The sequence below is a fragment of the Candidatus Omnitrophota bacterium genome, from assembly GCA_028693815.1.
In the GTDB taxonomy this organism is placed as follows: domain Bacteria; phylum Omnitrophota; class Gorgyraeia; order Zapsychrales; family Aceulaceae; genus Aceula.
The window spans coordinates 22080-36436 of record JAQUUP010000019.1 but is presented as its reverse complement, the minus strand read 5'-3'; the positions used below and the strand labels follow the sequence as shown (position 1 = coordinate 36436).

Sequence of the window (14357 nt, the reverse complement as noted above, 5' to 3'; positions counted from 1 at the left end):
ATCGATGAAGCTGCTTCAAAGTTGAGGATATAGATTGATAGCATGCCACAGGAATTAGATATTTATGAGCGACGTATTCGTCAGCTAGAAATTGAAAAACAGGCTTTAAAAAAGGAAAAAGATGAAGCATCTCAAGAGAGGCTTAAGAAAATAGAGAAAGAACTAGATAGTTTAAAGGAAGATAATAAAAAGCTTCGGTTGCAATGGCAGGGTGAGAAAAGTCTAATTGATAAGATTAGAAAAATAAAATCAGAAATAGAAAAACAAAAGCTAGAAGAAGTAAAGGCTGAAAGAAGTGGTGATCTTAATAAAGCAGCAGAAATTAAATATGGAATTTTGATTAATTTGCAAAAAGATTTAGAGATCCAAAACAAGGAACTTATTGAGCTTCAAAAGCATGGAACCATGTTAAAAGAAGAGGTTGACGATCAAGACATTACTGAGGTTGTTTGCAAATGGACTAAAATACCTATTTCAAAATTAATGGAAGGGGAAACAGAGAAGCTGATTAATATTGAAAAAAGTTTAAAGAAGCGTATTGTGGGGCAAGATCAAGCGATTGATTTGATTGCTAATGCGATTAGGCGTTCTCGAATAGGATTAAGTGACCCGCATCGCCCGGTAGGATCTTTTATTTTTGTTGGGCCCACAGGAGTTGGAAAAACGGAATTAGCTAAATCATTGGCTTGGTTTTTGTTTGACGATGAGAACGCTATGATTCGAATTGATATGAGTGAGTATATGGAGCAGCATAGCGTATCAAAATTGATAGGGTCTCCTCCTGGATATGTTGGGTATGAAGAAGGAGGACAGCTCACAGAGGCAGTACGTCGAAAATCTTATTCGGTTATTTTGTTTGATGAAATTGAAAAAGCGCACCCAGATGTTTTTAATGCGTTGTTGCAAATTCTTGATGACGGTCGATTAACAGATGGACAAGGAAGAGTTGTTAATTTTAAAAATACTATAATTATTATGACTTCAAATATAGGGACTAATTTAATTATAGAATCAGATGAAAAAAAGGATATTGATCAAAAAATTAACGATGTTATCAAAAGTCATTTTCGTCCTGAGTTTCTTAATCGTATTGACGAAGTTATTGTTTTTAACCAGTTGGAAAAAAAAGATATACGCCGAATTGTTGACATTCAATTAGAAATATTAAGAAACCGCTTAAGCGAAAAGAATTTTGATTTTGACGTATCGGATCAGGCAAAAGATTATATTGGAGAGTTAGGCTATGATATCGCTTTTGGGGCGAGACCTTTAAAAAGGATAGTGCAAAAATATATTCAAGATCCGATTGCTCTTAAGATTCTTAAAGGAGAGTTTAAGGAAAAAGATTCTATTTTTGTTGATGTTGATAACAAAGACTTTATTTTTAATTGTAAAAACAGTAAAAAGAAAAAATGAAAACTAAATCAAAGAAATTTGTTCTTTTGGGCAGCATCATCATTGCTTTTGGAGCTTTGCTTTTAGGGGCTGGTTATTTCCTTTTTTTCACTAATTCCGGAGGGTTGGTGTTAACCGAAAGATTTGCAAAGCTGACCAATGACGAAAATTTAGTTGACTGGGAGCAGGCCGAAGGCAGTTTAGTTAGTGGCATGCTGTATAAGAATATCGTATTGGAAAATTTGAAATGGTTTCCGATTCCAAATCAGCTAAAAGTGCAGACATTAATCGTAAACATTCATTCTTTAAGTTTAAATGAGGTTGAGTTGCAGATTGATAATGCAAGGTTGATTTTGCCAGATGCAGACCCTGTTTTGTTTCGTGGGAAGATTGAAAAAGGGTCTGTAGATTTTAATCTTTATTCAAAGTCCATTTCAGATGGTGAGCTAAAAGATTTGCTTAAGGCAGATGTTCTTAGCGGAGTCAAAGGAAGTCTTTCTGAGGTAGATGTTTTTATTAAAGGCTCAGTAGATCAGCCTTTGATAAGCGGAGAATTTGTTATCGAGAAAATAACAAAGAATGGGTTTTTTCTTGAGAAGGCTCCAGGCGAATTTAAGATAAACATTAAAAACGATGAAAACGTCTTAGGATTGCATGGGCTCGTTATTCTAAAAGGCGGAACAATACATGGAAACAAGACAGCTTTAGTGCGACTCCAAGAAAGCAAAATAATGTTTAATGGTGATCCACAAAAACCAAGTTTTAATATTAAAGCAACTTCAGTTGTTGAAAGAATAAAAATAGACATTGCTGTTAAAGGCAGTCTTCAGAATCCAGATTTGCAAGTTAGTTCCGATTCGCCTATGGCCAAAGAAAGGTTGTTGTTGGCATTGGCTACTAATCGAACATGGAAAGATTCTGAAGAATTATTAAATAAGGGAGAAGTGTCTGCGGATTTGTCTAAGGATTTTATTGATTATTTCTTATTTGGCGGGCAAGGTGATCAGTTTGCCCAGAAGCTTGGTTTGCGAAGTTTTTCTGTGAAATACGATGCGCAAGGCAAAGGGATTGCTGTGACAAAAGATTTAGCCGATGGATTAGAAGCCAGTTATGAGATAGAAGAAAGAAGCAAGGTCGATCAAAAGCCTGATGTTTCACAGAAAGTAGGAGGAGAATACAAGGTGACAGATGCGATTTCTGTTGGGGCTCAAAAAGAATTTATAACACAAGAGAAAAAGGATCTTATTAACGAGAAGAATAAGTCTAAAACTGACGATAGAGTTTATTTGAAATATAAAAAAGGATTTTAATAGAAATGTTCCTAAAACTTAAATTAAAGAATTCGCATATATTTGCGCTGTGTATTTTGTTGAGCATTATTGCCTTTAGCGTTGATTTGTCTGTACGCTGGGCAATCGGGGGCCTTGTTTATATCATCGTTGTGTTATTTTTCTTGCAGTCATCAAACAACAAACATCCTTATATTTTCACTATTTCTTCTTCATGTCTTATTGTGTTGTCTTTGATCATTGTTCCTCCTGTTGGTCAAGTTTGGCGAGTTTTAACTAATCATGCGCTGATATTGATAATTCTCTGGACTGTATCTTTTTGGTTTTTGCATTATAAACTTAAGGAAGAATTAAATTCAAAACTTGCCGCAATCGTTAATTCATCGCAAGATGCGATATGGTCCTTAGCGCTAGATGGAACTATTTCTGATTGGAATAAAAGCAGTCAAAATATGTTGGGTTATGCTAGCGAAGAAGTTGTCGGGCGTTCAGCGAAGATTTTGATTCCTGAAAACGAGCATAAGTCTCTAGGAGATATATTGGAAAAAGTTAAGAATGGCCAGAGAATTAAGCACTATGAGACTGCTCGAATGAAAAAAGACGGCTCTTTGATTAACGTTTCTTTGTCGGTATCGCCGATAGCAGACATGTCGGGAAATATTATCGGTGCTTCGATTATTGCAAGAGACATAACGGAAAGAATTGAGGCCCAGAAGAAGGAAGAAGAGCTAGTGAACAAAATGCAGCTAGAAAAAACTAAACTTGAGCAAGTTTTAAGTCTAGAAGAAGGTTTGCATAAAGTATTAGATTTAAATAAATTAGTTGATTTTGTTATTGAAAAAACGTCTAAAATTTTAAAGGCAAGAAAATGTTCTCTTATGTTAGTTGATGAAGAAACTCAAGAATTGGTATTAAGGGGATATATTGGGCTAGGTGAGAGCATTGCGGTAAAGGCAAGGATGAAAATTGGCGATCCGATTGCCGGGTTGGTTGCGTTAGAAGGAAGACCAGTTCTTGTTGAGGATATTGAAAAGGATAAAAGGTATTTAAGAAAGAATAGGCCTTCTTGTGAAAGCAAATCATTTGTAAGCGCTCCGATTAAAATGGGAGATCAAGTTCTTGGAGTCTTGAGCGTAACAGATAAGCATTTTCAAGATGAAGAGATATTTACTCAACTTGACTTAAAGGTGTTGAGCATGATTACTCGTCAAGTCGGGATCGCGATGGAAGCATCAAAACTATATAGTGATTTAAAATTTTTGACCGTAACAGACCCTTTGACTGGTATTTATAATTTTCGATACTTTGCAAAAACTCTTGATCGCGAAATTAGTCGCTCTAAGCGATACGACAGGCCTTTGTGCATTCTTATGATCGATGTCGATGATTTTAAAACTTATAATGATACACATGGGCATATAGAAGGAGATATTTTATTGAAAGAATTATCGAGAATATTTAAAGAAAATGTTCGAGATGTTGATGTTGCTTGTCGATATGCTGGCGATGAGTTTGTTATTATTTTGCCAGATACAGAAATATCGAATGCGGAAATAGTGGCAAATAAAATTAAAGTTAAAGTTGAAGAATTAAGATTAAAGATGAAAGTGAGTGTGAGCATAGGACTTGCGCAGCTTCCGAAGAACAAAGAAATAAATCGTTATGATTTTATGTCAAAAGCTGATTCGGCTTTATATTTTGCTAAAAAAGAAGGCAAAAATAGAATTCATACAAACAAATAAATATTTTAAAAAGAATTTAATAAAAGATGGCAGTTATTTTTTGCTTAATCTGACAGTGGATTCTTTTTGATTTAGTTTAAACGGGAGATTTGTTTAAGAGACTTGTAGTTAAGGATGTTTATTAATCTATTTATTAGGAAGATAAGAAAGTCTTAATATTTCATGAAAAGTTTTTCTTGACAGATAGTAACAATTACTATATAAGAGTCATTACGAATTATGCTTAAATGCTTTGAGGTTTTTAAGTAAAAGCGTAAAGAATGAAAAGTAAGAATTATGGCTTAATGAATTTTTGTTTATTTATAGTGATGAACACCGCAGTTTGAAGATAAAAAGTTTGTGTCGAATGAATATGCAGTGGCTTGGAAGAATTGCAATAGAAGTTATTTTAGCAGAAGTGTATAAAAAAGAGGTAAGAAAGGAGGGTTTTATGCCAGAATTCGGAACGCCTTTTTCAGGGTTAGCAAAGGATAAAAAGATAAGTAATGAAGAGTTGATTCGCTCAGTTCGCTTTATGATTGCAGCAGAGTATGAGGCTATTCAGCTTTATGTGCAGCTTGCAGAATCAACTGATAATAAGTTGGCTCAGGATGTTCTTTTGGATATTGCTGATGAAGAAAAAGTTCATGCAGGAGAATTTCTTAGGTTGTTGAAAGAATTGGATCCAGATGAACAAGGGTTTTATGATGAAGGAGCTAAAGAAGTAGAAGAAGAAATTAATAAGAAATAAGAAAAGGAGAGTGTTATGGAAGAGTTTATTTGTAAAAAAGTACATATGCCGGTTATTGGAGAAATTGCACCTTCATTTGAGGCAGATACAACGCAAGGGCACATTAAATTTCCAGAAGATTATCAAGGAAAATGGGTAATTCTTTTTAGTCATCCAGCTGATTTTACTCCTGTTTGCACGACTGAGTTTATGACTTTTGCTTCGATGGAAAAGGATTTTGAAGCAATGAATTGTAAGCTTATTGGACTTTCAATCGATAGCCACTATAGCCATATTGCGTGGCTAAGAACTATTAAGGAAAAAATAGAATATAAAGGAATGAAGGACGTTGAAGTTAATTTTCCAGTTATCGCAGATTTAACTATGGAAGTTGCTCATAAATTTGGAATGATTCAGCCTGGGGAAAGCAATGTAAGCGCCGTAAGAGCGGTTTTTTTTATTGATCCTGAAAAGAAAATAAGAGCACTTATGTATTATCCTTTGTCAACTGGACGTAATTTTCAAGAAATTAAGAGAATTTTAATTTCTATGCAAACGGTAGATAAGTATAATATTGCAACTCCTGCAGATTGGCAGCTAGGGGAAGATGTTATCGTCCCTCCTCCTGGGAGCTGTGGAACGGCCAAGGAAAGAGTTGATGGAGCAGAGAAATCTGGGATTAAATGTCTTGATTGGTTTATGTGTTTAAAACCGCTGAAGTTGAAGTAGATAGCCAGAAGTTGTAAGATTTCTTCTGTTAAGGTTTTTATGATTTTCTTAGAGAATTATGATTAGGAAGAAATTCTTAAGATTATTTGACTGAGGTTAATTAAATTAAGTGTCCAATCTCAAAAGAGTTGGGCACTTAATTTTTTGGTATGCATGATGTCTTTTATTTTTTCTTTTGTATATAAAAATTCTCAAAGTTTTAAATAAATTTGATAGGAATTAAAGATAAGGCAGTGTATCATGTTATTAGTTATGCAATGAAATATTATAAAGGAATTATTTTATGATTTTAGTTGAGAAATTAAGAATTATATTGATCGTTTTTTTGTTAATGTTCATTTCTGCTCGTATGCTGCATGCTTCTGAATCCAGGATAATCAAGATTGGTGTCCTTGCAAAGCGTGGATATGAGCGTTGCGTAAAGCAATGGGGTCCTACCGCGAATTACCTTAATGATCACATTCCGGAAAAAAGATTTGAAATTGTTCCACTTGATTTTAATGATATTGTGCCAGCAGTAAAAAACAAAAGAATTGATTTTATTTTAGCGAATTCTTCATTTTATGTCGAGTTAGAAAGTTTATATGACGTTAGGAGACTTTTGACTCTTAAGAATTTAACAGCAGCTGGGACATCTACTGTTTTTGGAGGTGTTATATTTTTTAAGTCAGATAGAGAAGATATAAAGGTTTTAAGTGATTTAGAAGGAAAAAGTTTTATGGCTGTTTCTGAGGATTCTCTAGGCGGCTGGCATGCTGCATTGAGAGAATTGCTTTTGAATAACATAGATCCATATCGCGATTTTAAAGAATTGCGTTTTGGCGGGACTCATGATGCTGTTGTTTATGCTGTTCTGAATGGGGATATAGATGCCGGAACGGTACGTACGGATACTTTAGAGCGAATGTCAAAAGAAGGCAAGATAACATTAGGTGATGTTCGTGTATTTAACCATGTGCATTCTGTTGATCGCAAAGAAGATTTGGCGTGTCATGTAGGATTTCTTCACAGTACTCGCGTTTATCCCGAATGGCCGTTTGCTGCGTTATCAAGTGTTTCTGATGACTTATCAGATACGGTTGCAAAGGCATTGCTAAATATGTCTGCGGATGATCCTGCAGCTAAAGCTGCTCAAATTGCTGGATGGGCTATTCCGCTTAGTTATCAACCTGTCCATGATTGCTTAAGAGAGTTACGTATTGGGTTTTATAGAGATTATGGAAAAATAAGTTTTCAGCAACTATTAATTCAATATTTTTGGTGGATTTTGGTTATTGTTTTTCTAGTTGTGTTTATTTTGGTGTTGACGATTGGTGTTTTTGTTTCAGGACTTAGAGCTAAAGAAGCTAACAAATTTTCCGAACATATTTTTAAAGTTATTCCCAGTGCTGTTTTTACGGTTGATACGAAAAGAAGAATTTTGTTATGGAATAAAAAAGCAGAAGAAATCACAGGCTATAAAGCTGATGAAATGATTGGCAAGGAATGCACAATTTTTGCTCAGGCTCCTTGTAATGATAAGTGTGGGCTTTATGATTCAGATGTTAACAAGCCAATCTTATCAAGGGAATGCACTATTATTGATAAGCAAGGCCAAAAGCATACTATTTCAAAGAACGCTGATTTTTTAAGGGACCGAAAAGGAAAAATTATCGGAGGTATTGAAAGCTTTGTAGATGTAACAGAAAGAAAACAATTCGAAGGTGAAGTAAAAAGAAGAAACGAAGAGCTGGAGAGAATAAATAAGTTTATGGTTAATCGTGAGATGCGAATGGCAGAGCTTAAAGATAAGATTAAAAAATTAGAGAAGGAAATTAATATTGCTAAAGAACAGAAGAAGGATAGTGAATGAAAATATTTTATAAATTATTCTTTAGTTTTTTTACAATAGCACTGCTTATTATAGTTGTTTTGTTTTTTTCTCAGCAGTCTTTTGAGAGAGTCTTTCTGGAAAATATGCTTCAAATGAAGAAAGATTTTAATAAAGATTTTTCTCTTTTAGAGAAGCAAGATACTGAGAAATTGTCAGCGGCATTAAATGTCTTTGTGCAAGATGAGAATTTTCAGAATATTTATCTGGAAAAAGACAGAGATGTTCTATACCAGGCACTACAACCGTTATTTCAAGAGCTTAAAAAATCTTATGGCATAACACATTTTTATTTTATTTTGCCTGATGGAAAATGTTTTTTGCGTGTTCACGATAAAGATATTTATGGAGACGACATTACTCGATTTACTTTTTGGAAAGCGCGAGATACAAAACAGCTTGTTTCAGGACTTGAGTTAGGAAAAACTGCTTTTGCGCTTCGCGTTGTTACGCCTTATTATCGCAATAATGAGTTGATAGGATATGTAGAGTTAGGAGAAGAAATAGACCATTTTTTAGAGATGCTTAAAGGCTCTTCTGATAATGAATTTTTCTTGTTGATAAAAAAGCAATACTTGGATAAAAAAAAATATGATTTGGTTAAAAAGAGGGCAATGGCTCGGAACAATTGGGATGATTTTAATGATTATGTTATCGTAGGATCGACTAAAGATTCAAGTGATTTTAGAGAATTATTTTCTAAAACTACAGTAGTGGAGGGGGAGGAAAATTATAGCGATAGTTATTCTGTGATAAAAGATGGGGACGATGAGTATGTAGTCGATTCTTTTGGATTTGTTGACGCTGGTGATCGAAAGGCTGGAATGATTATTTCAATGATTGAGATATCGGATTTTATTGGCCATGCACAAGAAAATATGCAGAGACTTATTATTATAGGAATTTTTATTTTTATCATAGCTATGTTTTTTTGTTTTTATGTTTCATTCTCAATTTCGGGGCCTATTGAAAAGCTACGCGATGCTGTTTTTGTTATAGGTTCGGGAGATTTTTCTAAAAAGGTGAATATCCGATCAAATGACGAAGTCGGGCAATTAAGCCATGCTATTAATAAGATGTCAGAGCAGCTGCAGGGTTCCTATCGAGATTTAGAGGCAAAAGTTGCTAAAAAGACAGAAGAGCTTTCTCAGACATTATTTCGATCGCAAAAAGATAATAAAGCTTTAGAAGAGACAAAGATGGCGATTTTAAATATTTTGGATGATTTAGAGGAATCAAAAAAAAGACTAGAAGACGAGCGTAATAAATTAACTGCCTTAAAGAATGATCTTGAGCGTTCCAATAAAGAGCTTGAGCAATTTGCTTATGTTGCCTCCCATGATCTTCAGGAGCCGATTCGCATGGTGGCAAGTTATACGCAGCTTTTAGAAAGGCAGTATAACGAGTTATTAGATGACAAGGGAAGAAAATATATCTTTTTTGCTACAGATGGCGCAAAAAGAATGCAACAGCTTATTGATGACCTCTTAGCTTTTTCAAGAGTTGGGACAAAAGGAAAAGAGTTTGCAGCGGTTGACAGTGCAAAGGTGTGCAAAGAAGTCATTAATAATTTAGACATTGCTATAAAAGAATCCGACAGTGATATTGTATTTGATAATTTGCCTGTTGTTTATGGCGATGATGTGCAATTGCTTCAACTGTTTCAGAATTTAATTGGGAATGCTATAAAATATAGAGGAGATCGAAAGCCTAAAATTCGTATAGGTGTTCAAGACAAAGGAAAAGAATGGCTTTTCTCCATTTCTGATAATGGCATCGGCATAGATGAAAAGTATAAAGAGAGAATTTTTGTTATATTTCAGCGCTTACATACAAAGAAGGAGTATAAGGGCACGGGAATAGGATTAGCTATTTGCAAAAAGATTGTGGAAAGGCATGGCGGGCGTATATGGATTGAGTCAAAACCTGAACAAGGCACGACATTTTATTTTACGCTTTCAAAAGAAAGAAAAAGAAAATTGGGTGAAATGCTTGTTGAAGATGGATTTATTAGCGCTGAAGATTTGAAAGCAGAGCTTAAAAAACAAGGGGACGAGGTCTAAGAGAAATTAAAAGGAGAATGAATCTATGACAGACTTAAAATCAATTGAAATATTATTAGTAGAAGATAATCCTGGTGATGTTGAATTAACAAAAGAAGCATTAAAAGAAAGTAAGATGAAAAATAATCTTTCTGTTGCTGAAGACGGAGAAGAGGCGACAGATTTTTTATTTAAAAAGGGTAAATATTCAGGCGCAGCTACCCCGGACTTGATTCTTCTTGATCTTAATTTGCCTAAGAAAGACGGTCGTGAAGTTTTGGCTGAAATTAAGGCAGATCCAATCTTAAGGCGAGTGCCCGTAGTTGTTTTAACGACTTCTGAGGCAGAACAAGATATTGCAAAGGCCTATGATCATCATGCGAATTGTTATATTAAGAAGCCTGTTGATTTTAATAAGTTTATTGATGTTGTTCAGAAAATCGAAGACTTTTGGTTTTCGATAGTTAAATTACCTAGAGTTGATTAAACGGGAGGTTGTTTGTGAGCAGAAAAATTTTGTTAATCGAAGATAATGAGGGTGATCAATTTCTTATTAAAGAACTTTTTGATGAATTTTATAATGATTGGGAGTTTAGTGCAGTTGTTTCAGGAGAAGAAGGAATTAAGAAAGTAGAGTTAGATAAGCCAGATATTGTTATTACGGATACTCAGTTGCCCGGTATGGATGGATTTGAAACTTGCAAAAGAATTAAAGATCTAAACGGTGACTCAGTAAAAGTTGTTGTCATGACAGGTCTTTTTGATTCAGTTAATGCGATAAAAGCTAGAGAAATGGGTGCAGATGATTATTGCGTTAAAACATCAAACATGGCAGAAATTGCCAGGGTATTAAAAGCTATGATTGGTTAAAGTTTTGAATGCTATTCTGACGCGCTGTTTCGCTTGGGCATGTATTTTGATCTGTTAGTTTCAACTTGATGGATTTTTTGATTTAGAGACGAGATTGTCGTTCTGAAAAAGAGGATTCTTTCTTTGTTTTGGGAGTTTATTTCTTCATTAAATCTATTTGTGTATTTTTAAAAAAAATATTATAAAAACATTGAAATTGTTTCAAAAAGGAATACTATTAATTTATAATAACTTAAAGGAGGAGATGTTCTCGAAAAATCTCGCTTTAAAAATGAGAATCAGATAAGAGTTAAGCTCTTAATCTGACGAGGAAAGAAAAAATAACGTGTTTTGGTTTGAAGTGTTTGGACTCTTAAGAGGCCTAGGACTTTTTTCCGGAATGCGTTTTTTATATATAGGTTTTTAAATTAATAGTATTAAAAAGGAGAAACGAAGGGAATGTTATCAATTAAAGGAGAGAAAATGGTAAAGAAAGTTATTGTTTTGCTTTTTGGAATAATAGCTGTTTTAGGATTATGTTTAACATCAAGTGCTCAGGAAACAGCAGAAACAGAGTTTGTTTTAGGAGCTGTATCCGAAGTATCAGATTTAAGCATAACAATTATTGATCTTGATGATGAAGAGGCAGAAATGATGTTTATGATTAATGGAGATACAATTTTTGAGAATTTTGAATCAACTGACGAGATTGAAGTTGGCGAGAATGTTTATGTTGATTATGTTTTTGAAAACGAAGAAAATGTTGCTGTTAGTATTTTTAAGATAAACATAGAGGATAATGAAGAGGAGAATGCAGAAGACTTGTTTGTGCCTGAGGAGGACGCAGACGGTTAAATTATATTTGAGGAAATCAACAATGAACCAAAAGAAGAAATATTATAGAGAATACGAAGAGGAACCTAAAGAAGAGTATGAAGAGGAATATCAAGAGGATTGCGAGGAAGAGCAAGAATTATGGCTTAAGAAAATAAAGAAAAAAGAAGAGAAGAATTTAAAAAGTTTAAGAGAAGGCAAAAAGCATTTGAATCAGTTTTAATTAATTTTAACGGTGAATTTCTAACAAGGAGAAGAAATGGAAAGAATGCAAAATGTTTGTTTGGAGCCGCTTCCATCAAGGGACGACACTATTCATGAGTTGAACAAACAATCGGTTTGGGGAGTTGCAGGGAGCATTGATATTTATGACTGCAATCCAGATACTATTAGAGACGCTCAAAAAATCAAAGAGTTTGTTGTTTGTCTTTGTGAGTTAATTGAGATGAAGCGTTATGGTGAAACGCAAGTTGTTCATTTTGGTGAAGAAGAGAGAGTTGCAGGGTTTTCGATGGTTCAGTTAATAGAGACATCTTTGATTTCTGCACATTTTGCTAATTTAACAAATACTGTATACTTAGATGTTTTTAGTTGTAAACCTTATGATTTGAATGTTGTCGAGAAATTTTCTAAGGAATTCTTTGGTGGAAAAAGTTGCCTGACGAATGTAAAGTATAGATATTGATATGATAAAAGTGTTTTTTGAAACAGATCCTAAATCTTGTCGAGAGATTTGGGAGCGGTTAATGCCTTGTGAGCAATTAACCGATCTTTGGGATGTTCGCGGTTGTTTTCATGATCATTTTAAAAGGAAACTTTTTTTTCTTGTTGCAGAAGAAAATAAGAAGTTGATTGGTCTTATTCCTTTATGCTTTGTCGAAGAGCATAATTATTATACTTATTTTCCTGGAGAAATTTGGCAGAAAAAAACTTGGATCGAGCAGAATCGCTTGATTGCAAGGGACAAGAATGTTTTCCAGCAAATGCTTGCGTGGCTTGAGGAAAACAATATCCGCCATTTTTCACGTTACTTACTTAATAGCCCTTCTTTTTTAGAAAGTTTTGTCACAGAAGATGAAATAGGGTATCTTTTTTCTTCAGAAGCCCACCATCACTCCATGGAAAATTATTATTCAGCATTCTCACGAAAATCCATTAAAACAATTCGACGCGAAATTAATAGGATATATGAAAAAGGTTTAGAAATCTGCAGCGATCATCCTAATGACTTTGAAGAAATGATAAGACTTAATTTGGAGCGGTTTGAACAATATTCTTATTTTTCTGATGATAAATTCACTAAAAGCTTTCGCTCGTTAAGAGATTATCTTTCTCAAAAAGGATGGCTGAGAATGACGACATTAAAAATTGATAGTCAAGTTGCCGCAATTGATATGGGTTGTGTTTACAACAACACATATACTTTGCTTGCAGGAGGAACCAATTCCAATTATCCTGGCATAGCCAAGGTTATTAATATGTATCACATGGAAGAGTCTTGCAAGAAAAAGTATAAGGAGGCTGATTTTCTTTGCGGCGATTTTTCTTGGAAGAAATTGTTTCATTTGACCCCCCGCCCACTATATTTTATTAAAAACTTTGATGAGGCTAAAATTGCTTAAGAAAAAAAGAATTTTAGTTGTTGGCACTACGATTGATTACGTTGGGTTATTGAAAGAACGATATCCTAAGAGAGTTTTTTTTGTCACGGACATTGAGGAAGGGGCAAAATATAATCAATCTGAAGTTGACCTATCGTCAGAAATTATTCTTGATCTTCAAGATCAATCTGCTGTTGTTAATAGCTTAAAAGATTATGTTCGTACAAATAACATTAAGTTTTCAGGCATTGCTTGCTTTGATTGTGAATCGTTAACTCTTGCTTCTGTTGTTGCACAGCAATTTGGTCTATCTTTCTCAAATATCGAGACACTCATCAATTGTCGTTCGAAGTTTCTTTCTAAAAATATTTGGAAAAAGAATGGTGTTGTTTGTCCAGATGCGGTATTGGTTTATAGCGAGAATGACGTCTTAAAGTCTTTTGACTCTATTAGCGGACCGGTGGTTGTCAAGCCTCTTACGGGCAGTGGAAGCGAGCTTGTTTATTATTGCGAAGATCAGGATAAATGTCATGAGTCATGTAAGATTGTTTTTGATAAACTTAGAAGGCATAGTAACAATGGGATGTACACTTCTCGACATATGCCGAAAACAGAAGATCCTAGAAAAGTTATACTTATGGAGCAGTATATTCCTGGTTTGGAATATAGTTGTGATTTTATCGTAAAGGGGCAAACTCTTCAGCTTATCCGTTTAACAAGAAAATATTATTTGCCACAATCTGACTTTGGAACGATCTTAGCTTACGAGTTGCCAGCAAAGCTTCCCAAAGGTTTTGATCTTAAGAAGGTAAAAGAAATTCTTTTAAAAGCATCGCATGCCTTAGGCATTAAATCCAGCATGGTTATGGCGGATTTTAAGGTGCATAATAATCAGGTTTTTTTGCTAGAAGTAACTCCTCGGCCAGGAGGGGATTGTTTGCCGCCGCTTATCAAGGCGAGTTGTGGGTTTGATATCTTAAAAGCAGCTCTTGATTTTGCAGAAAGAAAATTGGTTGTTATTCCTGATGATGAATGTTGGGATCGCGTTGTTGGTCTTCATTTAATTGCGACGAAATGTGGTATTGTAAAAATGATTGACGCGAAAGCTATTGATAGTGATTCGCGAGTCGTAGAGTGTCGCTTAAGGTGTGCCAAGGGCGACATGATTAAGCTTCCTCCTGAAGATTATGATACACGAATATTAGGATATGTTATTTTTAAGCCAGATTTGGATAAGTCAGTTGAAGACCAATGTATAGAGTTGTCGCAGAAACTGATTGTTGAGATAGAATAATAT

Annotated in this window: 14 protein-coding genes; all 14 read left to right on the top strand. The window is 34.5% G+C overall.

Translation table 11 applies throughout. The features are described 5' to 3' along the window. The first annotated feature begins 42 nt into the window (after positions 1-42). The 14 genes from PHY73_06585 to PHY73_06520 all read left to right on the top strand — a co-directional run bounded on the left by PHY73_06585 (position 43) and on the right by PHY73_06520 (position 14354). On the top strand, positions 43-1416 hold the full coding sequence (locus PHY73_06585; protein ID MDD3375368.1) for an AAA family ATPase: 1374 nt from the start codon (positions 43-45) through the stop codon (positions 1414-1416). Next, the gene (locus PHY73_06580; protein MDD3375367.1) at positions 1413-2705 is read left to right on the top strand and encodes a translocation/assembly module TamB domain-containing protein; all 1293 of its coding nucleotides are present in this window, start codon (positions 1413-1415) and stop codon (positions 2703-2705) included. The genes PHY73_06585 and PHY73_06580 overlap by 4 nt, the downstream gene beginning before the upstream one ends. A gap of 5 nt (positions 2706-2710) precedes the next feature. Continuing rightward, a complete protein-coding gene (locus PHY73_06575) occupies positions 2711-4426 on the top strand; it encodes a diguanylate cyclase (GenBank protein ID MDD3375366.1) in 1716 nt (571 codons plus the stop codon). Between the two features lie 430 nt (positions 4427-4856). Continuing rightward, positions 4857-5156, top strand: a complete 300-nt coding sequence (locus tag PHY73_06570; GenBank protein ID MDD3375365.1) for a ferritin family protein — start codon at positions 4857-4859, stop codon at positions 5154-5156. 15 nt (positions 5157-5171) lie between these two features. Continuing rightward, positions 5172-5864, top strand: a complete 693-nt coding sequence (locus tag PHY73_06565) for a peroxiredoxin (protein MDD3375364.1) — start codon at positions 5172-5174, stop codon at positions 5862-5864. Positions 5865-6147: 283 nt separating this feature from the next. Next, on the top strand, positions 6148-7716 hold the full coding sequence (locus PHY73_06560) for a PhnD/SsuA/transferrin family substrate-binding protein (GenBank protein ID MDD3375363.1): 1569 nt from the start codon (positions 6148-6150) through the stop codon (positions 7714-7716). Continuing rightward, positions 7713-9797, top strand: a complete 2085-nt coding sequence (locus tag PHY73_06555) for an ATP-binding protein (GenBank protein ID MDD3375362.1) — start codon at positions 7713-7715, stop codon at positions 9795-9797. Before PHY73_06560 ends, PHY73_06555 begins: the two co-directional genes overlap by 4 nt. Before the next feature lie 25 nt (positions 9798-9822). Next, entirely contained in the window at positions 9823-10263 is a 441-nt protein-coding gene (locus PHY73_06550; GenBank protein MDD3375361.1) for a response regulator, read from the top strand. 14 nt (positions 10264-10277) lie between these two features. Beyond that, on the top strand, positions 10278-10646 hold the full coding sequence (locus tag PHY73_06545; protein MDD3375360.1) for a response regulator: 369 nt from the start codon (positions 10278-10280) through the stop codon (positions 10644-10646). A 462-nt stretch (positions 10647-11108) separates the two neighbouring features. Continuing rightward, positions 11109-11480, top strand: a complete 372-nt coding sequence (locus tag PHY73_06540; GenBank protein MDD3375359.1) for a hypothetical protein — start codon at positions 11109-11111, stop codon at positions 11478-11480. A gap of 22 nt (positions 11481-11502) precedes the next feature. Then, complete coding sequence (locus tag PHY73_06535; protein ID MDD3375358.1) at positions 11503-11682, top strand: hypothetical protein; 180 nt, start codon at positions 11503-11505, stop codon at positions 11680-11682. A 45-nt stretch (positions 11683-11727) separates the two neighbouring features. Further along, the gene (locus PHY73_06530; protein MDD3375357.1) at positions 11728-12144 is read left to right on the top strand and encodes an S-adenosylmethionine decarboxylase; all 417 of its coding nucleotides are present in this window, start codon (positions 11728-11730) and stop codon (positions 12142-12144) included. 61 nt (positions 12145-12205) lie between these two features. After that, on the top strand, positions 12206-13081 hold the full coding sequence (locus tag PHY73_06525) for a GNAT family N-acetyltransferase (protein ID MDD3375356.1): 876 nt from the start codon (positions 12206-12208) through the stop codon (positions 13079-13081). Continuing rightward, positions 13074-14354, top strand: a complete 1281-nt coding sequence (locus PHY73_06520; GenBank protein ID MDD3375355.1) for an ATP-grasp domain-containing protein — start codon at positions 13074-13076, stop codon at positions 14352-14354. The genes PHY73_06525 and PHY73_06520 overlap by 8 nt, the downstream gene beginning before the upstream one ends. The last annotated feature ends 3 nt before the right edge of the window (positions 14355-14357 follow it).